We start from the raw sequence: 22,020 nt of genomic DNA on the forward strand, positions 1-22,020 counted from the left end.
TGTACCCGTCCGAAATTATCCCCGCACATTGAACATCCACTGGCCTGAAAGTGACGTCCGCGTAACTGGAAAATGAAGAAGCGCGCACCGCGTGAATTCTCCGCAGTGCGCGCTGTATGTGGTGCCAGGTAGAAGATTCGAACTTCTGAAGGCAATGCCGGCGGATTTACAGTCCGCTCCCTTTGGCCGCTCGGGCAACCTGGCGTGCTTGGACTACTCTACAGCAGCGGGTCACGGAAACAACAAATCGGCAGTTGAGAACCGTTTTTCAGCCAACACGGTCGACGGTGTACCGGGCGATCTGGCGCATTGCCTCATTCGCCGGAATGCCGGGAAGATCACTCAGGCGGGTATCCACGATGGAGAGGTACCGGTGCACGTCGTCAAGCGCGCGCTTGCGGCCGTCCGTCTGTCCGATGAGCGTCAGCGCGCGCTCCACGTCGGCATCCTTAGTGAGCGGACCCGTGAGAAGGCCGCGGAGCTCTTCGCCCGCTTCCCCCTCATCCTTGAGGGCGTAGAGGACCGGGAGGGTGAACACACCCTCGCGCAGATCCGTACCCGGCGTCTTTCCCGACTGTTCGGAATCGGAGAAGATGTCGATGATGTCATCGACGATCTGGAAGACCATGCCGATCGCCTCGCCGACCTCCTTGATCGTGCGCACCGTTGCCTCGTCCGCGCCCGAGTGCGTGGCACCCAGGTACGCGGCGGATGCGATGAGCACGCCGGTCTTTTCTCGGATGACCTCGAGGTAATGCTCAACCGGATCGCCGCCACGGGCGCCGACGGTCTCGCGCATCTGGCCGGTGACCAAATCGCTGAACGTCTCCGCGAAATGGCGGACAGTGGCGGTGTCGATCTCACTCATCAACCGCGATGCCTCGGCAAGCAGGAAATCGCCAGAGAGAATCGCGACCGTGTTGGTCCAGCGCGAATTCGCCGACTCGACACCGCGGCGCTTGACGGCCTCGTCCATCACATCGTCGTGGTACAGCGTGGCCAGGTGGACCAGCTCCACGATCGCGGCACCACGAATCACATTTTCCGCCTGCGGGTTCGGCCCGAACTCGCTGGCCAGCACGGCCATCAACGGGCGGAAGCGCTTCCCGCCGGCTTTGGCCAGGTGGGTGACCTGCTCACTCAAGAAATCCTCTCCTGCAGAGAGGCGCTCGAACATGAGCTCTTCCACCTTGTTCAACCCTGCGGTGACGCGCTGCGCCAAGGCCTCATCGCCGAGGTCGAGCTGGGTGTCGACGGCGGGCGACGTGGGAGTGCCGTTGGTCATCTATCGTCCTTGCGGGGTCGTGCGGTTGTGCGTCCCCTTAACCGTAGTCCACACATAACTCGTCTGGCACAATATGTTCGGTGAAATCGTTTGAGTGCGTCGTCGTCGGCGCGGGACCCGCTGGTTCCGCCGCCGCAATCGCCGCTCGTCGCGCGGGCCTGTCGGTCGCTGTCGTCGACGCCGCGCCGCACGGCCGCGACAAGACATGCGGCGACGGGCTGACTCCCCGCGCGGTGCACGCACTGCAGGAACTCGGACTCGATTCCGCCCTGCCCGACTACCGCAATCATGGCCTCAAGCTGCACGGTTACGGCGGATCCGTGACCGCCCCCTGGCCCGACGGCGCGTACGGCACGGAAGGTTCCGCCTCGCCGCGCTCGCTTTTCGACGCCGCCTTGGCCGACCTCGCCGCCTCCTCCGGCGCCGAGATGTTCTACGACTGCCCCGCCACCGGCGCTGAATTCGGCGCAGACGGGTCGATCACCGGGGTGGTCACCCCGCAGGGCACGCTGGGCGCGACATGGGTGATCGTCGCCGACGGCGTGCGCTCCCCCTTCGGCAAGAAGCTCGGCCGGAGATGGCACCGCGGGGAGGTCTACGGCATCGCGGCGCGCTCGTACTGCGCGACCCCGTTCTCCGCTGAGCCGTGGATGCACTCCCACGTGGAACTGCGCGATGATTCCGGTGTGATCCAACCCGGCTACGGGTGGATCTTCCCACTCGGCGACGGCACGGTGAACCTCGGCTGCGGCGCCCTGTCCACCGATGCGCGCCCAGCAAAGGTGAACACGAAGAAGCTGCTCTCCCTCTACGCCTCCCAGCAGCGCGCAGAGTGGCAACTGGGCGAACCGCAGAACATCACCTCCGCCCTGCTGCCGATGGGCGGCGCGGTGTCCAATGTCGCGGGCCCGAACTGGATGCTCATCGGCGATGCCGCCGCCTGCGTCAACCCGCTCAACGGCGAGGGCATCGACTACGGACTGGAAACCGCCATCATGGCGGTGAATCTCATTACCGATTCCCATGGGAAGCGCCCCGACCTGACCTTGGCCTGGCCGCATGAACTGCGCCGAAACTACGGCGAGGCATTCGTGCTCGCCCGCACCCTCGCGCGCGTGCTCACCTACCCGCAATTCCTCCCCGCAGCAGGCCCGCTCGCACTACGAGGGCTCGGCGGCCGCTACCTCATGCCCGCCGCCGCACGCCTGATGGGAAATCTCGTCACCGATGCCGACCGCGACCTCGTCGCGCGCGTCTGGCGTCTCGCCGGTAAGGGGGTATCACGCGTGCGGGCAGACAGCCCGCTGTGGGATGCGACCTAGGCCTTGACCGCGCCGTGGAGCGCCACAATGCCCAGGGCGAGATTCTGCCAGCCACAGTCGCTCCACCCATTGGCGTTGATCGCGGCGGCTAAGTCTTCCTGGTCTGGCCAGGCGCGGATGGACTCCGCCAGGTACTCGTAGGCCTCCGCATTGGAAGAGAAGACCTTGCCCAACAGCGGGATCACGCGGGGTAAATACTCGCGGTAGAGCGTGGAAAATACCGGCACGACGGGGGTGGAGAATTCGTTGACCACTAAGCGCCCACCCGGTTTGGTCACGCGCGCCATTTCGCGCAAGCCGGCCTCGAAATCGTGCACGTTGCGCAGGCCGTAGGAAATGGTGACGGCATCGAACGTCTCGTCGGCGAATGGCAGGTGCATTGCATCGCCCACGACCTTGGGCACGTCGCGGTGCTTACCCGCCGCCAGCATGCCTTGGGAGAAATCGCACGCCACACACCACGCTCCGGATTTGGTCAGCTCCACCGTGGATACTGCCGTGCCAGCGGCGAGGTCGAGGACCTTCTCCCCCGGCTTCAAATCCAGGCGCTCGCGAGTGCGCTTGCGCCAGTAACGGTCCAGGCCACCTGTCATCACCGTGTTGGTGATGTCGTAGTTCTTTCCTACTTCATCGAACATCCCCGCGACATCCAGCGGGTTCTTCTCCAGGTTCGCCTTGGCCATAGCCAAAGAGTCTAGGCGACTGTCCCGCCGCTGCCCTACTGAGCCGGTCACCGGGCAGGGGTGTGGAGCAGGAATCAGCGCCTCAGCGGGCGGCGGCCCTTCTTCGGGTAGCCGTCGATGACCTCTTCGTAGTAGCCGAGGAGCTGGTCGCACAGCGCAGGCCATGTCTTGTCGGCCACAGAGGCGCGGGCGTTGACGCTCATCTCCTCCAGCGTGTCCGGCTCGAGAATCGCGGCGACGGAAGCAGGCAGGTCACGCTCAAAGGTCTCCACGTCCAGCAGATCACCGTTGTAGCCCGGCTCGATCAGATCGATGGGGCCACCGGCGCGCGGGCCGATCGTCGGGGTGCCGGAGGCCTGTGCCTCCTGGATGGTCTGACCGAAAGTCTCGAACTCACCGGTGTGCACAAACAGGTCCAGGCTGGCGTAAGCGGCGGCGAGCTTCTTGCCGCCCAGCTGACCCGTGAATACCGCAGAGGGCATCCGTTTACCCAGTTCACGCCGCAGTGGACCGTCACCGACGATGACCAGCTGGATATTCGGGTCGCCGTGCAAGGCGATGAGTCGCTCAACACCCTTCTCAGAGGCGAGGCGGCCGACGAAGCCGACGATCTTCTTCTTTCCCGTCGGGTCCCACTTCTTCCGCAGCTTTTGGGAGCGGCGGTCTGGGCGGAACAGTTCTGAGTCCACGCCGCGGCCCCAGCGGCGGATGTTCTTGATGCCGTGGGCCTCCAGCTCCCCGATCGTCACCGACGATGGTGCCAGCGTCATCTGCGTCATGTTGTGCAGGTTGCGCGCCCACACCCACGCCGCGGACTCGAGGAAGCCGACGTGGTAGCGGGCGGTGTAGCCGGCGACATCAGTCTGGAACAGAGCAATTGCCGGCAGATTGAGACGCTTCGCGGCCACGGCACCAGCACCGCCGAGCACGAAGGGGCTGGCCAGGTGGACGATATCCGGCTTGAATTCGCGCAACACGCGCGTGGTCGTCCCGTTCGGCACACCGATCGGCAGAGAGTCCACCAACGGCACCATCACGGTGGGAACGCGGACGACGGTAAAGCCCGCGTACTCGGCGACCTCTTCCTGGTTCGCGCGCGCTCCCGGCGCGATCACGATCGCTTCGTGGCCCGTGCGCTCGAGATGTTCCAGGACACGGAGGATCGAATTCGTCACTCCGTTGACGTTGGGCAGGAAAGACTCGGCGACAATCGCAACACGCATGTGGGCATTATTCATGCCGCGCGCTAATTAGTCCTTGCTTTCACGGGAACGCGAGGTGAATTTTCGCCCGTTGGTCCGGCCTTTCTTACCTAAGGCATTGGCACCCAGCCACGCGGCCACAGCGATCAAGGTGGACGCCGCACCGACGGACAGCGCCGGAATGATCGCGAGCGTCCAGCTGCGCCCCTCCACCTTGACGAGTTCGGGGTCGCGTTTCGCGTACGTCACCCACACTTGCTGCCCATCGCCGAGGCCGGAGGGGTACAGCAGGCCGCGTTGCGGCGAGTGGAATTGGCCCGTCTCATCCTGGTAGTCGACGGATGTGCGGGTCCAGCTCACGCCCGTGACGGTGGCGATGCCGCGGCCGGGGTCGCGGGAGATCGTGTAATCGTTGTACGCCGGTCCCGCGACCATGGCGATGCTGCCAAGCATCGCGCACATGTACAGCACGATGATGAGCTGGTGGAGGCGCCGCCGCGCGACCTTGACCCGGGCCATTTCTATTTCTTCAGCTGCTCGGACAGCGCCCGACGCGTCGCGCGCGTGGTCACGGCCTCAATCACAACGACGGGCTCAGGCTTATCGACGCCATCTAGCAGCGCCCCCGTCAATTCCTCGATACTTTCCGCCCTGCGGTAGGAAACGCCGTATCCGGCGGCAATCGACTCAATATCCGCGTCATGCGGCGTGCCGAAGGCCTGCTCGAAATTGTCGCGGACGGATTCCGCCCCGACCTCGAGGGTCTCGAAGATGCCGCCGCCGTTGTCGTTGGCCACAACGATGGTGAGGTTGCCCGGGCGCGGCTGGTCCGGACCGATGAGCAGCCCACCTGCGTCATGCAGGAAGGTCAGGTCACCCACTAGAGCGACAGTGCGCGGCGCGCGGATCTCGTCCGGGTGCAGCGACTGCGTCGCCAATGCCGCGCCCACAGCCTGGGAAATAGTGCCGTCAATGCCGGCGGCACCGCGTGCGGAGTAGGTGGACACGCCGTCGAAAGGCATGCCCACGAGGCTCGCGTCGCGCACTGGGTTCGAGGACCCGAGCACGAGCGTGTCGCCCACCGCCAGGGTGTCGCACACAGCGGCCGCGACATGCAGCCCGGTGAACCCGAATTCCTCGTCCCCCAGTGCCTTGCGGACGGTATCTGCTCCGACGTCGCCGGCGGCCTCGCAGATCTTCAGCCAGGTATCCGTCGGCTGACCCGACACCTTCACACGGCTGCCCACTTTGTCCGGGTTGCCCGTGACCGTCTCAGTACGGGTGATGCCGATGACTTCGATGGTGTTGTCCGCCAGCAGCGCCATGACATCACGGTGCAGCGTCGGGTGGCCCACCACAATGACCTGGTCCGGCTTCGTGGACGCGGCGAAATCACCGCCGTCGTGGCTGACCGCCACCTCATCCTGGGTGAAAAAGCGCGCCGCCAGCGGGTGGACCTGATGGAACGGCGTCGGTGCTGTCGGCTCCGCGATCGTGGGCACGTGCTCCAAACCGGGCACCTCCCACGCTTCGTCGCCAGCGATGACGAGCGTGTTCAGGGTCAGGTCAACCTCGACTTCGCCGTGATCGACTGCCCCGGCAGGTCCGGTGTCGGCAGCGCCGCGGCCTTCCGACGGGCGCAGGCGGCCAGGTCCGACCCGGCGCGGGGTACCCACCTGCTCCGGCAGGGCCTCCGGTACGAGCGGGGTATCGAAGGCGACGTTGATGTGCACCTGGTCGGCGTCGAAACTGAGTGCGTCGCCGACCTGCGTGACCTGCTGGGTGGCAGCGTAGCGGCCGAAAATGCCTTGCTGCCAGATCGTCTGCGAGGCACCCGTGCCCACGAGACGTTCCGGCCGATCCGCACTGACGATCGCGATCGGGGTATGGGACATGTACGCCTCAATGACTGCGGGGTAAGTGTTCGCCACCGCAGTTCCCGAGGTCATCACAACGCCGACGTGGCGGTGTTGGACCCGGGCAAGCCCCAGAGCGGTGAAGGCGGCAGATCGTTCGTCGATACGCACGTGCACCCTGATGTCGCGGCGGGCGAGCAATGCGTACGCGAGCGGCGAGTTGCGCGAACCGGGACTGAGCACGACATCCGTGACATGCTCGGCAAGCTTGTCCGCGACATACGCCGCGAGCTGCGTGGAATCCGACTGTGCGCTATTAGCCATTCAGCAACCCGTCGAGCTGGTTGAGCAGATCCTCCGCATCGTCGCGGTACTCCTCCGGAATATCGTCCGGGATCTCCGTGGGGAGATTCTCCGGCAGCGACGGAGCGCCCTCGCCGCCCGGCAACGGCAAGCCGTTCTCGTCGCCGCCTTCACCGTCTTCCTTGTTGTCGTCCTTCTCGCCGTCGCTGCCAAAGAGCTCGTCGAGCAGACCCGTCGGCGTCGTGGTGACCGTCTCCGTCTGAGTGATGGTCACCGGAGCCGGATCAGGCTTATTCGCCCGCGACTCCGCGCCACGCCACAGGAAGAACATGGCGATGGCTGCGAGACCGAGCAGCAGAGCGAGGACCGCCAAGACGATCGAGCCCGCGCCGCCACGAGACTTACCGGAATCGGATGATTCCGGCCGGTACGGCTCGTCATACGGCTCGAGGCCGCCGGAGCTGAAGCTGTCGCCGAATTTGGTTTCCGGGTGGCTCGGCGAAGTGGAATAGCGCGAATCCCCCTCCCCCGGCATGAATTGCCGCGGAGCGGACTGGCCGGTACTAGAGCTTGCGCTCTGGGAAGAGGATTGGGACGGGGACAGGTAACGGGAGCTCGCGTCAGAGACATCGTCACCGTGGCGCCCGAACTGTCGGGTCTCATTATCCATGGGGGACAGTTTAGTCCCCACACGCGACCTCGCCTATTAAGGAAGCGTCAGACCGAAGACCGGGACAGCGATGGCGTAGGTGGCCAGGGTGACCAGGACCAGGCCGATGACGTTGAGCCAAACACCGCCCTTGATCATCTCGCCCATGGTGACGTGGCCAGAACTGTAGGCGATCGCGTTCGGCGGGGTCGCCACCGGAAGCATGAAGGCGCAGGTCGCGGACAGTGCCACCGGGATGGTGAGCAGCAGGACGTTGATATCGCCCGCGGCGGTGAGGCCAATGCCCACTGCGACACCGCCCATGATCGGCAGGAATGTCGCGGCGGTCGCGGTATTGGAGGTCAGCTCCGTCAGCAGCAGGATCAGCGCGCCGACTGCGGCGATCAGCAGCACCGTCGGGAGGCCAGCGAGGCCCTTGGATGCCTCACCGATCCACAGTGACAGACCCGACTGGGAGAACATCGCGGACAGCGACAGGCCGCCACCGAAGAGCAGCAGGACGTCCCACGGGATGTCCTTCGCGGTCTCCCAATCGAGAATGCGCGTGCCGTTGGACTTCGCCGGAATGGTGAACATGAGCAGACCGGCGATGATGCCCACAGCTGCGTCGTCGTAACCGAACTCCCAGCCGTAGTAGTCGATGCCCAGCGGAACGAAGACCCAGCACAGTGCGGCGGCAACGAAGATGATCGCGGACAGGATCTGGCCTGTGGTCCACTCGCCGAGCTTGTTCATCTCATCACGGATGAGCTCCCTGCCGCCCGGAATCTGGTCGATCTCCGGCTTGAACACGTTGATGAGCACGATCCAAGCGATCAGAATGAACAGAACTGCGACCGGGACACCGACGAGCATCCACTTGCCGAAGCCGATCTCGATATCGTGCGATTCCTTCATGTAACCGGCCAGCAGCGCATTCGGCGGGGTACCGATCAGGGTACCCAGCGAACCAATGGACGCGGCGTAGGCGATAGCCAGCATGAGTGCCGTAGCGAATCTCTTCTGGTTGCCCATGCCGCCGACGTGGTCAGCAGTCAGGGTGAGCACGGAGACACCGATCGGAAGCATGACCACTGCCGTCGCGGTGTTGGAGACCCACATCGACAGGAAGCCGGTGGCCACCATGAAGCCGAGGATGATGCGGCGCGGGCTGGTGCCGATCAGCATGACCACCCACAGCGCCAAGCGGCGGTGCAGGTTCCAACGCTGGATGCCCAGCGCCATGAGGAAGCCGCCCATGAACAGGAAGATGGTCGACGACGCGTACGGCGCACTGACCGCCTTGAACTCGGCCACATTCGCCAGCGGGAACACCGCCAACGGAATGAGAGCCGTCGCGGCGAGCGGGATCGCCTCCGTCATCCACCAGACCGCCATCCACACGGCCACGGCTGCGACAACGCGCATGGTCTGCGCGCTGTACTCGATCTCAGGGTCGGCGCCGGAGGATTCACGGACGACATCAGCCGCACCGGACGGGAAGATGAAGTAGACGACAGCTGCGGCGATAATGCCGAGCACGAGGCCGATGAGCTGGCGACGCCACACACCCTCCTCAGGTGCGGCAGCGAGGTCACCGTCGGAAAGTTCCGTCGTGTCCTCGGTCACGGCGGTTGAATACCCTGTGGTCATGGTGGGCCCTCTTCCTGGGTAGGAACTACATGTTTTCTAGGTATAACCTAAGTCACACATACACCAAGAACGAAAAAATTACCCCCGAAATACCCCAATCCAACATTGGGAATGCCCGTTTCAGCCCCCCAGATACGGCAGGCACCGCTTCGCGCGCTCGAACCACCAGTCTTTCCGCTCCCCCGGCGCGGCCAATTCGGCGAGCCGGTCCGGATCCGGGACGACATCACTGATGCGCATGCGTCCGTCGGCGAAGTCGAAGGGCTCGGCAACGTCCTCGATGAAGAGCCGTTGCGTGGCCAGCCCCGCCGCCTGCGAGCCGGTCACTTTCGCCGCGACCAGCCCGGCGTGAATTCCCACCGCCGTGTCCAACGCCGAGGCCACCGTCAGCTTCAATCCGAGCTCCTCACTGATGGTCACCAGCCTGCGCACCCCGCCGAGCGGTGCCACCTTGGTCACCGCGACGTCGGCGGCGTCGAGTTCAGCGACGCGGTACGGGTCCGCCACCTTGCGGATCGATTCATCCGCCGCAATCGGCGTGCGCACGCGCCGGCGCACCTCCGCGAGTTCTTCCACCGTGGCGCACGGCTGCTCGATGTACTCCAACTCCCCCAGCGCCTCCGCCGCGCGGACTGCCTCATCGACGCTCCAGCCGCCGTTGGCGTCGACGCGCAGTACCGCGTCCGGCCGCGCGGCGCGGACGGCGTTGACGCGCGCTGTGTCGTCATCAAGCGTCTGCCCTTTTTCCGCGACCTTGATCTTGAATGTGCGTGCCGACGGGTACCGCTCAAGCACCCCCGGCACCTTCTCCGCGTCGACCGCCGGCACCGTGCCGTTGACTTCCACCCAGCCGTCGCCGACATCGAGGTCCCCGTAGCCCTCGTACGCCGCCTCGAGCCCAGCGGCGAGCCACGTCGCTGCCTCCGCATCGCCGTACTCCACAAACGGGGCGAACTCGCCCCAGCCCGCAGGGCCGTCGATAAGCAATGCCTCCCGCGTGGTGATTCCGCGGAACGACACCGCCATCGGCAGGGCGACAACGTGGGCGCGGTCGAGAATGTCGTCGATGGTTGGGCTCATGGGGCAAAGTGTAGGCATGAGTTACTCCACCGCCCAGCCCTTCGACGCGTCCCAGTGGCGCCCCGTCGACGGCTTCGACTTCACCGACATCACCTACCACCGCCACACGGGTGAGGGTCGCGCGAACGGGATTGTCCGCATCGCGTTCGACCGCCCGGAGGTGCGCAACGCGTTCCGCCCGCACACCGTCGACGAGCTCTACCGCTCGCTCGACCACGCGCGCCGCGACCCGTCGGTGGGCGTCGTTCTGCTCACCGGCAACGGCCCGTCGCCGAAGGACGGCGGCTGGGCGTTCTGCTCCGGCGGCGACCAGCGCATCCGCGGCCGCTCCGGCTACCAGTACGCGACCAGCCACGACGGCGATGTCGAAGCCGCCACCGCCGACCACGTCGACGAGGCCCGCGTCAAAGCCGAGGGCGGCCGACTGCACATTCTCGAAGTCCAGCGACTCATCCGCACCATGCCCAAGGTCGTCATCGCCGTCGTTAACGGTTGGGCTGCCGGCGGCGGGCACTCCCTCCACGTCGTGTGCGACATGACCATCGCCTCCCGCGAGGAAGCCCGCTTCAAGCAGACCGACGCCGATGTCGGCTCCTTCGACGGCGGCTACGGCTCCGCCTACCTGGCCAAACAGGTCGGCCAGAAATTCGCCCGCGAAATCTTCTTCCTCGGCCGCACCTACTCCGCTGAGGACATGCACCGCATGGGCGCTGTGAATATCGTCGCCGACCACGCCGAGCTCGAAAGCGAAGCAATCCAGGTCGCCCGCGAGATCAACGGCAAGTCCCCCACCGCCCAGCGCATGCTCAAATTCGCATTCAATTTGCTTGACGACGGCCTCATGGGCCAACAAGTCTTCGCCGGCGAAGCCACCCGCCTGGCGTACATGACCGACGAAGCCGTGGAAGGCCGCGACTCCTTCCTGGAGAAGCGACCCCCGAACTGGGACGAGTTCCCGTTTTATTACTAGGCCACTTCCTAAGAAGCCTTCCTAAAAAGCCCTAGCTACGTGCCGGAGACCCGCCCAACCGACGGAGCGCTATTACAGCGCTACCAGTGAAAATCACCGCGCCCGCGATGGCTGCTATAGCGAACCGGATGAAGGTAGTGGCGGTCTCCGGCCACGCTGTCGGCGCGATGATCCAGAGTGCGCTCTCAGCGAGAACATCGCCGCCGATGGTGACAGAAAAGATAGTGGCAAACAGCGTCAGCGCGAGTGCCCAGCCGACGCCCCAGCGAGCGGTGATGATGAGCGAGATAAAGGTCATTGCGCCACCGGTGAGGAGGATGAGGAGGAGGCGGCGGGCGGCGTCGCTAAGCGTGGCCCCGCTGGTGACAACCGCGACGAGCGCAACGAGGGTGACCACAAAGAGCAGCCAGCCGAGCAATGCCGTGCGCACGCGCGGGTGCTCAATTTGCATGAGCGACCATGCCGGGCGCAGCTGCGGCCAGATGAGCACTGGGAGAAGCCCCGCGCCAACGGGAAGAATGAGGTAGGTGAACAACGCCGTGCGCACAGACGGGTCATAACGCAACGCGAAGAGCATGACCAGCATGGATATGACGAAGCACACCACAACAGCCGGGTTCATTGCCACGCGGTGCAGGCCGCGTAGTGCGGCCAGCCGCGGTGCCCCCGCTGGGCGGCTCACCGCGGGTCGAGCGGCGCTGCCCATCACCGGCGCGGTCACCGCATGGACGGTCCGGCGGGGCAGGCGTAGAGGAGTCGTGCGCGGCGGCACCGCCACTGCGCACGCCATGCCCGCCGCGGCGAGCAGCACGCACAGGGCGAAGGCGGGCCACGGCGATTCGTTCAGCAGCGGTGAATCCGCCTCCAGCGGGGTTGCGTTGATGTGCAGGCCCATCGCCGGCATAACTAAACGCATTGACCAGGCGCCGGGGTTGCACCACCACCAGTCACGTTCCGACAAAAAGCCCAGGGCAAACTGCCACACGAGAGCACCGGCGAGTGCCACGAGTAGGCCCCCTCGGCGGCTTAACGCTGCCCCCAGACCGGCCGCGCCGAGCGAGCCGACCCACGTGAAAAGCCCGATCAGCAAAACGCGTGGTGCATGATCCAAGCCGAAGAGCGCAGCAAGCGCCCACGTCGCACCGAATTCGAGGAGGAAGAACAACCCGAGCGCAACCCACACCACGACAAGACGCGCCGCCCGAGTCGCCCGATCCGAGACTGGCCGCCACACGGTCCCACCGGAGCGCGTCTGCTTTTCACGCTGCTCTGTCAGCCCCGCGTAGAGAACAGCGATCGGCGCGAGCATGCCCGTGACCAACAGCGCGTGCCAGTTGAGCATGTCGGTGGCGTCGTCAATACTGCCCACCAGCGACATTCCCGACAGAATGACGCCCAGCAGCAGCCCGCCGGCGGCGAGCCACCATAGGACGGATCCTTTCGCGCGGATCCATTCAGCTCGTAATTCGCGCATCGTATTTAGCGCACCTCCCCCAACGCGGTGGTGCCGCGGGTGAGCTGGAAGAAGGACTCCTCCAGATTCGGGCCGAGTTCGCGCAGCTCGCCCGCGAAGCGGACAGTGCCGTCGGCGATCACGGTCGCATCGTCGGCCAGGTGCAGGACCTCGCCGAGCTGGTGCGAGCTGACCAGCACGGTGCGCCCGGCGCGGGCATAGTCCTTCAAGTACTCACGCAGGTGCGCGATCCCTTCCGGGTCGAGACCGTTCTGCGGTTCATCGAGCACCAGCACTGGCGGCTCACCGAGCAGTGCCTGCGCCAGCGCGAGACGCCCCTTCATGCCGGTGGAGAAATTCGACGCTTTCTTCTTGCCCGCGGCGCCCAGCCCGACGAGCTCAATCACCCGGTCCGCCTCCGAATCCGGCAGCCCGAGCAACGTGGTGTGGACCCGCACATTGTCGCGTGCACTGAGGTGGCCGTAGAACGCCGGATCATTGATGGAAGCGCCCACGAACCGCAGCTGAGAACGATCGAAGGGCTGTCCCATAAGGCTGACCCCTCCCGCATCGGGCTCAATCAGCCCGAGGAGCACGGACATCAACGTCGATTTGCCGGCCCCATTCGGACCGAGCAGCGCGTGTACGTGCCCAGGCACAGTCGTCAGCGACACGCGTTTCAACGCTTGATGGCCGCTGAAATTCACAGACACGTCGGAACAAGCAAGTTGCGAGGAATTCATGCGCTTTATTTTTCTGCGCGCCCCAAGCTGTGTGATCCCCCCGCGGGAGGAACTTCTTACCCCACGACACCCGCCCGCTGCGCCACGAGAACCAGCGCGACACGATCGCGGGCACCGAGTTTGGCCAGCAAGCTCTTCACGTGCGTTTTCACCGTGGATTCCGCGATGAACAGGTGTTGCGCGATCTCCGCATTCGTCGCCCCACCCGCGATTTCCGCGAGGACCTCCAGCTCCCGACCGGTGAGCAGAGACATCGCTTGCCGTTCAAAATCGCTCAGAGCATTTTGCTTATCGACGCCACCCCGCACCCATTCCAGCACCCTCCCCGTCACACCACTAGACAGGACAGACTCGCCCCGGGCGACGGTGCGGACGGCGTCGGCAAGCACCTCCGGTTCAGCGTCTTTGAGCAAGAATCCGTGGACTCCGGCCTCGATCGCTTCCTGCACGAGCGCGTCGTCGTCGAATGTGGTCAGCATGATCACCTTCGGGCCCAGCGGCATGATCTGCCGTGCCGCCGAAATCCCGTCGAGCACCGGCATCCGGATATCCAGCACCGCAACGTCGATATCGTGATTTTTCGCCTGCTCGATCGCTTCTGCACCGTTCGCGGCGGTGGCCACCACTTCAATATCCGGCTGTGTGTTCAGGATGGTGGAGAGGGCGGATAGGAGCATGGGTTGATCGTCGGCAAGCAAAATGCGCATTTCATACTCCCAGCGTTGCTGTGATGGTGACCGTGTTCTTCTCGCGCGTGATCTCGAGCGATCCGCCCGTCGCGCAGGCACGCTCCCGCATCCCGACGATGCCCGTGCCTGCTCCCGGATTGGGAGACGGCCGGCCCGTCGACGCGACGGTCAAGACGATCCCCTCCGACCCCTGCTCGACCGTGACTCGCGCGGCCGGATTCTCCTGGTGCTTGACCGCATTGGTGAGCGCTTCCGCGACAATCCTGTTGGCCGCCTGCGCCGTGACAGTGGGCATGCTCAAGTGCTCCGGCGCATCGAGCGCGACGTCCATCCCACTGGCGCGGAAACGCTCGATCACCGTTGGAAGCTCGTCCGCTGTGGCGGCTGGCGCGAGTCCCGGTCCCTCGTCGCGCAACCCCTTGACCAGCAGGCGGATGTCCGTAAGCGCGTCCCCCGCCGTGTCCCGGATGAGCTCGAGCGACTCTCGCTCGGTACCCGCAGCGAGCCCCGCGTTGGCCTGCACCTTGATCAGCGTCAGCGAGTGCCCCAGGACATCGTGGATGTCGCGCGCCGTGTTGAGCCGCTCCTCCTCGCGTGCCGCCGCCAGGCGCTCCTCCCGCATGCGCGCCTTGTTCTCCTTGGCTTCTTCGTCGGCCGCACCATTCGCCGATACGAGGTACGCCACCGCAATGACCGCCCAATGAAACGCAAGCATCAACGCCGCGTCGACCGGACGACGGTAGAACAGCACAAGCCGCTCGTCCCACGTCCACATGAACGGCGAGATGACACACCACGCGGCCGCCGCTGCTGTGAGGACGGCGGCGAATCTCATCCCTGGTTTGGCTTTCACGCTGCGGCCGACGTGCCGTCGCGCGGTGTAGACAGCCAGCGGCACAAGAACCACCCAGAACGTGTAACCGATATTCGTCGGCGCGATCAGCCACAGCACCGACCACGCCACATTCAGCCCCACCATCAGCGCCGACGCCACTGCTGGGCGCGACTGCCATTGCGACAACGCCGCCACGAACCCCCACGACAACAACATCTGCGCCCACTCCGCGGCCCCCGCATCCCCGGTGAACAGCAACGCTGTGTGCAGCAGCGCCAGCACCGCCCCCAAAAGGGTCACCACGAGCTCAGCGGATTTCACATGCACACGCTCGAGCCTATCCGGCCATTGACGGTGTGTTCCTCCTCCCACGGGAGGAGATTGAGATCCAGGAAACTAGAAACCCGAATCCATACCGGGGGCAACTTCTTCACGTATGAATCGTGCAAAACCAGGAGCGCTGAATTGAACATAGTGCTGAACGCAGCAGGCTGGTCTTCCCGACGCCTCTTGGCCCCGAGCAAAACTCGATACGCCCAATCAGGTGCGGTTCGGCAATCTGGAACGCTAAATCCCTTTTAAAATCTTCCAGTATTTTGTCGCGCCCATAGATCTCGCGCGCGACTTGGCCCGGGGTATACGGACTGATATTCAGCTCCCCTTTTTACGTTTGAGCCAATCGTAAACAAGCGTAAACACTAAAGCAGCAGGTAAACACTGCCATCTCGCTATTTTCACTCTAGAGCACTTTACGTTTGGGCCAATCGTAAACAAACGTAAATGTCGAACCGTCGAGCCGAAACGCACCCGCGCTAGGATGACGCGCGTGCCGAACATGCTCGAACTGCTCCCCGTGGACCCCGCCGACCCGCTGGCGATCATGCCGGATCTGGAGGCGGCGATCGCTGGGCAATGCGCGGTGCTGCCGGTGCCGAAGCACGACCGCCACCGCGCGGACACCCTGCGCACGACGATGCGTGCGGGCCAGTCAATCGATGATTCCGTCGCGGCAGTACTGGCGACCTCGGGTTCTACTGGCACACCGAAGGGCGCTGAACTCACGCCGTTCAACCTCGTGTCCAGCGCCGATGCCACCCACCAGTTCCTCGGTGGGCCAGGCCAGTGGTTGCTGGCGATGCCCGCACACCACATCGCAGGTTTTCAGGTCCTCGTTCGCAGCATGGTCGCGGGTGTCGAGCCAGCCTTCGTGGACTTGACCGGCGGATTCCGCGTCAGTGAATTCGCCGCGCGTGCCGACGAGCTCGCCGCCACCGGCGAACGCATGTACACCGCGCTTACCCCGATGCAGCTCAACAAGGCGATGAGCACCCTCGCGGGCATTGAGGCCTTGCGGCTTTTCAGCGCCGTCCTCGTCGGCGGCGGACGTATCAACCCCAAGATGCTCGACTCGGCAGCGAAACTGCGCATCAACGTGGTCACCACCTACGGCTCGTCTGAAACCGCCGGCGGCTGCGTCTACGACGGCACTCCCCTGGCCGGAGCGAAGGTGCGCGTGACCGGCGGGCGGATCTACCTCAGCGGGCCGATGATCGCCCGGGGCTACCGGAATATCCCCGACCACGAGGCCTTCGCGGAGCCCGGCTGGTACGCCACGTCCGATGCCGGTGAGCTGGTTGGCGGTGTTCTCCGCGTCACCGGCCGGCTCGACAACATCATTGAGACCGGCGGGCTGAAGCTCCAGCCCGAAGTCCTCGAGGAATTCATGCTCGGCCTCGACGGTGTTACCGGCGCCTGCGTCGTCGGCGTTCCCGACGACCGCTTCGGTCACCAGATCTGCGCCGCCTACTCCGGGTCCGCCGCTGTCAGCGACCTGATGGAAGCATTCGACGACCTCCCCCGCTGGCAGGTGCCGAAGGATGTGCGCCACCTTAGGGAGATGCCCGTTACCGGGCCGGGCAAGGTCGACCGGATCGCGGTGCGCGAGTTGTTCTAGTCAGACGCTCGGTGTTCATTGAAAAAATCGACAAGACATACTATTCAAAATCAACTTGAAGTCTCTCTACCTGCACTTATAAAACTATCGCGATAGCGCCGGTGTCGGTTTTTTCAGACGCATCACGAAGGCGGGATAAGAGCGGCGGACACTCAGTCCACCGGAACGGCAGCTTGGAGCTTATCGACGTCCTCGTCCGTGTACGTCGCCTCGATCTGCACATCGTTGCCGCCGCGCCAGTGGTTGTGGTGCACGAGGGCCTCGCGCTGGCTGGCCGGGATGACGGAGAACTCGCGCGGATGCGGGTAGACCTGCCGGACCAGGTGGCCGGAGCGCAGCGCGCAGTGGTTGAGCCACACGTCATCGGCGCGTGGGGCTTTGTCCTCGAAGCTGGTGCCCTGTTCCGCGACGTAGTCCACCATTGACGGCGGATAGGCGACACCGGAGACACCGGTGGCGAAGTGGCGCGGGGACGCTGCTGTGGAGCGGGTCGCGCGCCACTCCTTGTACGGGCGCATGCCGCTCTCGTCGAGGGTGATCGTGTGAGCTCGATAGGCGACCACGCAGTTCGGGTCAGCATCCGCTGCGTTAACGAGTTTCTCCGCGAACCAGCGCGGGTACATCATGTCGTCGTCGACAGTGATCACGCGGATGCCTGTGCCAGCGAACTCCTGAAACGTGCCGTAGTACTTCGTGTGCGGGCCGTAGTTGCCGTCGGAGCAGCGGATGATCAGTCCGCGGTCCCGCAGGCGGTGAAGGCCATTCGGCCAGGGGCCGTGGTAGTCGTCCTCGTCGAGCCAGAGGATGACCGGCAAGCGGCGGGTCCCCACCAACAGAGACGCGATGCAGTACACAGCGGTGGACAGACGTTTACCGTGCGTGGTCAGAGAAATGACCGTGTCGTGGCCGCCGGGCTCGTCGAGGGTGGGGAACGACAGGCGTCGTGCGCGGGTGGCCAAGAGCAGGCCTGGCTGGCGGGCGAGCGTTCCAGCCGTGTGCAAGACCTGGCGGACGGCGTAGTCGATCCACATGAAGCGTTACTTTAGTCGAGCTTCACCAAATCGATGTTTTGCGTGCATGATGGGTGTCATGACCGCGAGTGACGACACGACCCCGAATCCCGACGAATCCAGCGACAACGGCAGCACGCGCGTGGATCTCACAGGCACCGAAAACCCTAAGAGCGACACGCCTGGAGGCGCCACCGCGAAGGACTGGTGGGAGGCCGCCCGCCCGCACACGTGGTTCAACGCCGCCGCCCCCGTTATCGCCGGCACGGGCGCCGCCGCATTCGAATTCTGGTGCAGCCTGCCGCTGGCACTGCTCGCGCTGATCGTAGCCATGGGCATGATCATCGGTGTCAATTACGCCAACGACTATTCCGACGGCATCCGCGGAACTGACGACGACCGCACCGGCCCCACCCGCCTGACCGCCTCCGGCTTGGCGCGGCCGGAGCAGGTGAAACTAGCCGCGTTCATCTCCTTCGGTGTGGCTGCGATAGCCGGGGTGATCCTGGCAGCGGTGAGCGCTCCCTGGCTCATCTTCGTGGGCGCGGTGTGCATCCTCGCGGCGTGGTTCTACACCGGAGGGAAGAACCCGTACGGCTACCGGGGCTTTGGCGAGGTCTCCGTCTTCGTCTTCTTCGGCCTCGTCGCTGTCCTGGGCACGCAGTACACGCAATCGGGCACGATCACGTGGGTGGGCATCGGCTGTGCGGTCGGTGTCGGCGCGATCTCCGCGGCGATCAACCTCGCGAATAACATCCGCGATATCCCTACTGACACGGAAGCTGGGAAGCGCACGCTCGCAGTCATGCTTGGCGACGTCCGCGCGCGCCGTCTTTTCACCGTCTTGACCTTGACGCCTTTCGTGATCACGGTGTTCATCGGCGCTGCCTACGCCCCAACTCTGCTGGCGCTGGCAGCCCTACCGCTGGCGATCGGCTCGGTGCTGAAGGTCCAGCGCGGCGCGCAAGGAAAAGAACTGATCCCGGTTCTGGGGGCCAACGGTCGCGCGATGCTGATCTGGTCTGTGATTCTCGCCGGCGCGCTCATCGCCGGTTCCCCGTTCATGCAGCTGGGCCAGACAATCCCCTACTCTGATTTCGGTTGGACCATGCACATTCCCGACGACGCGCAATACTGATCTGAACTGCGGGGCCATGACCCCGCTGGGAGAAACTCGCACGTGTTAGACGTCATCACCGGCTTCGCCATCATCTTCGTGGTCATCAGCGCGGGCTATATCTTGGCCCACCGCGGTGTCATCGGGGACGGCGAGCAGCGCCTGATGTTCAACCGGGTCGCCTATTGGGTCGCGTCGCCGTCGCTTCTGTTCACCACGGTGGCGAAGTCGGACACCTCCACATTCCTCTCCCCCGTCGTTGTGGTGGTCTTCCTAGCCACGGCGGTGACGATGGCGGTGTTCTGGATTATTTCCACCGTTTTCTTCCGGGCGGATGTGCCGACACGGATGGCGGGGGCGGCGTCGGCAAGCTATTTCAACTCGGTGAATATCGGCCTGCCCATCGCGATCTACGTCATCGGCGACGCGACCTACGTGGCGCCGGTGCTGCTCATGCAGATGGTGATCGTCTCCCCCGTCGTCATCGCGGGCCTGGACGTGAACCCGAATTCGAGCAACTCGCGCGGGAAGAACGTGCTCACGGCAGTCAAGACCGGCATCACCGCACCTGTCGTGGTCGCACCGCTGGCAGGTCTGCTGATCTCCGCTGCGGGCTGGACGGTGCCGGCACCGGTGATGGAGCCGCTAGAGATTCTCGGTGGGGCATCCATCCCGATGATCCTAATGAGCTTCGGTGCGAGCCTACGCGGCGGCAGCGTGCTCGCTGAGGGGCCGGACCGCCCGGCCACAATCACCGCGTCGGCGCTCAAGCTCGTCTTCATGCCAGCTGCGGCGTGGGTGCTGGGCCTGCTGGCCGGGCTCGACGGCACGGCGCTCTACGCCGCGGTGATCCTGTCCGCGCTGCCGACGGCGCAGAACGTGTTCAACTACACGGCGAATTACCGAGTGGGCGAGACCGTCGCGCGCGACACCGTCTTCATCACCACATTCGCGTCCTTGCCCGCGATGATCGCCATCGCGCTGCTATTCGGCAAAGGAATCTAGCCCGCGACTGCGCGCGGACTAGATGGGAAAAGATTCTTTAGCGGTCCGCCAGCTCGTCGGTCACCCACTGCTTGCGGGCGCGGCGCTGCTCGTTCCAGGTCGCCATGGCCTCAGTGGCGGCGACGCGCTGCTTGGAGAAGATCAGCATGGACAGCGGGAAAGCCACGATCAGGGCGAGGAGGGCGGACATGACGAGGGGGATGGGTGCGTCGATAAGCAGGGCGATTGATTGAATGACCACCGTGAGAACGATGAAAAGCCCGAGACGCAGCGCGCCGTAGGTCAGCGCGGCGCGGTTCGCGCGCTTGCGCACGTCGGCGTCCAAGGCGGGCGCGCCGGTGTCCTGGCTGGCTGCGGGTGTTGCTGGGTCCGTCACGGTTGTTCAGCGTACCCGGGCCAGGTGGCGGGAAGCGAACCAGTATCGTGAAGGTATGGGACGCCTACTCCTTCTTGTGCTCATCATCGTCGCAGCCTGGCTGCTGTGGCGCGCGTTCGGACCGGGCAGCAACGAGCGCTACGGTTCGCTCCGCCCCAACAAGCAGCAGACCTCTGAAATCAAGGGGCCGGATGACGATGAAGAATTCCTCTGGAATATCGAGAAGAACCGCTTCAAGGAACGTCGCGCGAAGGAAGAAGCCGAGCGCAAAGCACGTGAAGAAGAGGAGCGCCGCCAGCGGCGTGAACGCAGGAACCGCCCGGACGAACCGGGCGGAGCAAGCGGGCCGACAAACCCGGAGAGCTAGCTACTCGGCTTTCGCCTCGGAGGTCTCCACCCATTCAATGGTGAGGCCGAGAGCGTTGGCGACGGCCGCGACCTTCTCCCACCGCACACCAGCACCGCCGTGCTCGATGGTGTGCAAGGTGGAGCGGGACACCCCAGCAGCGGTGGCGACTTCCTGCTGCAACCGGCCGGCCTCACGGCGGCGCTGCGCCAAGGCCTCGCCGAGCTTGATCAGCACGGGAATGTCGCTGGCGGGCTTGCCGAACTTCTTGCGGGGTGAAGGCACCTACAGTCTCCTTCTCACTGAACGTGGGGTGGTGAATAATTGTTACTACAACACAGTGAGATAGTCCAGTACCCCAAAAGTAGCGTTGAAACCGCTGGGAATTAGTTCAGACCGGCGTAGGAGTGCAGGCCGCTGGCGACCAGGTTGATGAAGAAGAGGTTGAACACGCCGGTGGCAAACGCGGCGACGTTGATCCAGGCGGCCTTCGCGTTCTTCCAGCCCGCGGTAGCGCGCGCGTGCAGGTACGCGGCGTAGAGGATCCAGGTGATCAGCGCGACGGTCTCCTTCGGGTCCCAGCCCCAGAAGCGGCCCCAGGCCACCTCTCCCCAGATCGCGCCGAGCATGATGCCGATGCCGAAGACCGGAAGAGTGACAATCGCGGTCTTGTACGCGTACGAGTCGAGTTTTTTCGCCGTGGGCAGTGGTTTCGCCACAGCGCCGAAGAAGCCCTTCTCCTTACCGCGCGGCTGCCAGATGCGCAGCAGGTACAGCAGCGAGAACATGCCGGAGATCAGGCCCAGCGACGCACCGATGGACACGGTGGACACGTGGAACGGGTACCAGAAGGACTGCAACGCCGGCACCAGCGGAGCGGCCTCCGCGTACAGCACCGTCGCGTCGAGGAAGATCAGCACGATCACGGGCGCGAGCAGCCACGGCCACATCGTGTGCCAGCGCTTCTTCTGGATGATCACAGCCGCGACCACCATCGCGACAGCCGTGAAGGTGAGCACGAACTCGTACATATTGCCGAACGGGAAACGGCTCACAGCCAGACCACGCGTCACGGTCGCGACCACATGGAACGCGATCGCGACCCAGATCAGGCCCTGCGCGGCACCCGCCATTTTGCGGGAGCGTTCGCGCGCGTTTTCCAAGTCGCCGGAAGTCACAGCTGGCTTATCGACGTCACCTAGCGTCTCCGCTCCCCCGTCGCCCACCGCGATGAGCTCGCGGTCCTTGGCCTCTGCTTTCGCCTCGGCCTTCTGCTCGCGGCGCAGATCAATCACTGCCTGCGAGCGCATGTAGTGAATGCAGGCGAGGACCAGCGCCACGATGTAGACAGCGAAGGCGGTCCGCAGCGACAGGTCCGACACTTGGGCCAGGGAGGTATTGACATGCATGAAGCTCACGCTACTCGACGTGGCCGAAACGACCAAGGAATAGCAGCGTAACGGACGCTTCCGGGGGTACAGCTGCCCGA

At 64.6% G+C, this 22,020-nt stretch carries 22 protein-coding genes and 1 tRNA gene; 6 read left to right on the forward strand and 17 right to left on the reverse strand.

Features of this window, described 5'->3' with window-relative positions:
* Positions 1-119 precede the first annotated feature (119 nt).
* Both ACUY2Y_RS09175 and ACUY2Y_RS09180 read right to left on the reverse strand, forming a co-directional pair.
* Positions 120-204, reverse strand: a tRNA-Tyr gene (locus tag ACUY2Y_RS09175).
* A 64-nt stretch (positions 205-268) separates the two neighbouring features.
* Complete coding sequence (locus ACUY2Y_RS09180) at positions 269-1,285, reverse strand: polyprenyl synthetase family protein (protein WP_448325911.1); 1,017 nt, start codon at positions 1,283-1,285, stop codon at positions 269-271.
* An 80-nt stretch (positions 1,286-1,365) separates the two neighbouring features.
* Between ACUY2Y_RS09180 and ACUY2Y_RS09185 the strand changes: the two genes are divergently transcribed.
* On the forward strand, positions 1,366-2,607 hold the full coding sequence (locus ACUY2Y_RS09185) for a geranylgeranyl reductase family protein (protein WP_448325913.1): 1,242 nt from the start codon (positions 1,366-1,368) through the stop codon (positions 2,605-2,607).
* Here ACUY2Y_RS09185 and ACUY2Y_RS09190 read toward each other — a convergent pair.
* The 7 genes from ACUY2Y_RS09190 to ACUY2Y_RS09220 all read right to left on the reverse strand — a co-directional run bounded on the left by ACUY2Y_RS09190 (position 2,604) and on the right by ACUY2Y_RS09220 (position 10,033).
* Positions 2,604-3,290, reverse strand: coding sequence for a demethylmenaquinone methyltransferase (locus ACUY2Y_RS09190; protein ID WP_259900353.1), 687 nt, complete (start codon positions 3,288-3,290; stop codon positions 2,604-2,606). The two genes, ACUY2Y_RS09185 and ACUY2Y_RS09190, sit on opposite strands and share 4 nt — an antisense overlap.
* A 74-nt stretch (positions 3,291-3,364) precedes the next feature.
* Entirely contained in the window at positions 3,365-4,513 is a 1,149-nt protein-coding gene (locus tag ACUY2Y_RS09195) for a glycosyltransferase family 4 protein (RefSeq protein ID WP_448325915.1), read from the reverse strand.
* Positions 4,514-4,540: 27 nt separating this feature from the next.
* Positions 4,541-5,011 carry a DUF3592 domain-containing protein gene (locus tag ACUY2Y_RS09200; protein ID WP_296148358.1) on the reverse strand — a complete coding sequence of 157 codons (471 nt, stop codon included), beginning with the start codon at positions 5,009-5,011 and terminating at the stop codon, positions 4,541-4,543.
* A 2-nt stretch (positions 5,012-5,013) separates the two neighbouring features.
* Positions 5,014-6,672 (reverse strand): 2-succinyl-5-enolpyruvyl-6-hydroxy-3-cyclohexene-1-carboxylic-acid synthase, encoded by a 1,659-nt coding sequence (gene menD / locus ACUY2Y_RS09205; RefSeq protein WP_448325917.1) that lies wholly within the window; start codon positions 6,670-6,672, stop codon positions 5,014-5,016.
* Positions 6,665-7,321, reverse strand: a complete 657-nt coding sequence (locus ACUY2Y_RS09210; RefSeq protein WP_296148352.1) for a hypothetical protein — start codon at positions 7,319-7,321, stop codon at positions 6,665-6,667. Before ACUY2Y_RS09210 ends, menD begins: the two co-directional genes overlap by 8 nt.
* 36 nt (positions 7,322-7,357) lie before the next feature.
* Positions 7,358-8,953 (reverse strand): SLC13 family permease, encoded by a 1,596-nt coding sequence (locus tag ACUY2Y_RS09215; RefSeq protein ID WP_448325920.1) that lies wholly within the window; start codon positions 8,951-8,953, stop codon positions 7,358-7,360.
* A 120-nt stretch (positions 8,954-9,073) separates the two neighbouring features.
* A complete protein-coding gene (locus tag ACUY2Y_RS09220) occupies positions 9,074-10,033 on the reverse strand; it encodes an o-succinylbenzoate synthase (protein WP_448325922.1) in 960 nt (319 codons plus the stop codon).
* Between the two features lie 16 nt (positions 10,034-10,049).
* On the opposite strand from ACUY2Y_RS09220, the gene ACUY2Y_RS09225 reads away from it, so the two are divergent.
* On the forward strand, positions 10,050-11,003 hold the full coding sequence (locus ACUY2Y_RS09225) for a 1,4-dihydroxy-2-naphthoyl-CoA synthase (protein ID WP_448325924.1): 954 nt from the start codon (positions 10,050-10,052) through the stop codon (positions 11,001-11,003).
* Positions 11,004-11,034: 31 nt separating this feature from the next.
* Here the strand turns inward: ACUY2Y_RS09225 and ACUY2Y_RS09230 are convergent, their stop codons facing one another.
* Genes ACUY2Y_RS09230 through ACUY2Y_RS09245 form a run of 4 tightly spaced genes read right to left on the reverse strand, consistent with a single transcriptional unit; the run spans position 11,035 to position 15,050 of the window.
* On the reverse strand, positions 11,035-12,477 hold the full coding sequence (locus ACUY2Y_RS09230) for a hypothetical protein (protein WP_448325926.1): 1,443 nt from the start codon (positions 12,475-12,477) through the stop codon (positions 11,035-11,037).
* Between the two features lie 5 nt (positions 12,478-12,482).
* Complete coding sequence (locus ACUY2Y_RS09235; protein ID WP_448325928.1) at positions 12,483-13,199, reverse strand: ATP-binding cassette domain-containing protein; 717 nt, start codon at positions 13,197-13,199, stop codon at positions 12,483-12,485.
* A gap of 56 nt (positions 13,200-13,255) precedes the next feature.
* Entirely contained in the window at positions 13,256-13,906 is a 651-nt protein-coding gene (locus ACUY2Y_RS09240; RefSeq protein ID WP_448325930.1) for a response regulator, read from the reverse strand.
* A gap of 1 nt (position 13,907) precedes the next feature.
* Positions 13,908-15,050 (reverse strand): sensor histidine kinase, encoded by a 1,143-nt coding sequence (locus ACUY2Y_RS09245; RefSeq protein WP_448325932.1) that lies wholly within the window; start codon positions 15,048-15,050, stop codon positions 13,908-13,910.
* 490 nt (positions 15,051-15,540) lie between these two features.
* On the opposite strand from ACUY2Y_RS09245, the gene menE reads away from it, so the two are divergent.
* Positions 15,541-16,677 (forward strand): o-succinylbenzoate--CoA ligase, encoded by a 1,137-nt coding sequence (gene menE, locus ACUY2Y_RS09250; RefSeq protein ID WP_448325934.1) that lies wholly within the window; start codon positions 15,541-15,543, stop codon positions 16,675-16,677.
* 152 nt (positions 16,678-16,829) lie between these two features.
* Here menE and ACUY2Y_RS09255 read toward each other — a convergent pair whose 3' ends face one another.
* A complete protein-coding gene (locus tag ACUY2Y_RS09255) occupies positions 16,830-17,708 on the reverse strand; it encodes a glycosyltransferase (RefSeq protein ID WP_448325936.1) in 879 nt (292 codons plus the stop codon).
* 58 nt (positions 17,709-17,766) lie between these two features.
* On the opposite strand from ACUY2Y_RS09255, the gene ACUY2Y_RS09260 reads away from it, so the two are divergent.
* Together ACUY2Y_RS09260 and ACUY2Y_RS09265 are read left to right on the forward strand one after the other, a co-directional pair.
* Positions 17,767-18,825: a 1,4-dihydroxy-2-naphthoate polyprenyltransferase gene (locus ACUY2Y_RS09260; RefSeq protein ID WP_448325938.1), complete on the forward strand. Its 1,059-nt coding sequence runs from the start codon at positions 17,767-17,769 to the stop codon at positions 18,823-18,825.
* A 42-nt stretch (positions 18,826-18,867) separates the two neighbouring features.
* Positions 18,868-19,809, forward strand: a complete 942-nt coding sequence (locus ACUY2Y_RS09265; protein WP_448325940.1) for an AEC family transporter — start codon at positions 18,868-18,870, stop codon at positions 19,807-19,809.
* Positions 19,810-19,846: 37 nt separating this feature from the next.
* Here ACUY2Y_RS09265 and ACUY2Y_RS09270 read toward each other — a convergent pair whose 3' ends face one another.
* Complete coding sequence (locus ACUY2Y_RS09270; RefSeq protein WP_448325942.1) at positions 19,847-20,185, reverse strand: DUF4229 domain-containing protein; 339 nt, start codon at positions 20,183-20,185, stop codon at positions 19,847-19,849.
* A 55-nt stretch (positions 20,186-20,240) separates the two neighbouring features.
* On the opposite strand from ACUY2Y_RS09270, the gene ACUY2Y_RS09275 reads away from it, so the two are divergent.
* Positions 20,241-20,552 carry a hypothetical protein gene (locus tag ACUY2Y_RS09275; RefSeq protein WP_448325944.1) on the forward strand — a complete coding sequence of 104 codons (312 nt, stop codon included), beginning with the start codon at positions 20,241-20,243 and terminating at the stop codon, positions 20,550-20,552.
* Here ACUY2Y_RS09275 and ACUY2Y_RS09280 read toward each other — a convergent pair whose 3' ends face one another.
* Together ACUY2Y_RS09280 and ccsB are read right to left on the reverse strand one after the other, a co-directional pair.
* Entirely contained in the window at positions 20,553-20,816 is a 264-nt protein-coding gene (locus ACUY2Y_RS09280; protein WP_210572891.1) for a helix-turn-helix domain-containing protein, read from the reverse strand.
* Between the two features lie 101 nt (positions 20,817-20,917).
* Positions 20,918-21,940, reverse strand: a complete 1,023-nt coding sequence (ccsB, locus tag ACUY2Y_RS09285) for a c-type cytochrome biogenesis protein CcsB (RefSeq protein WP_448325946.1) — start codon at positions 21,938-21,940, stop codon at positions 20,918-20,920.
* Positions 21,941-22,020 lie beyond the last annotated feature (80 nt).

This window comes from Corynebacterium sp. 20-84 (assembly GCF_053479455.1).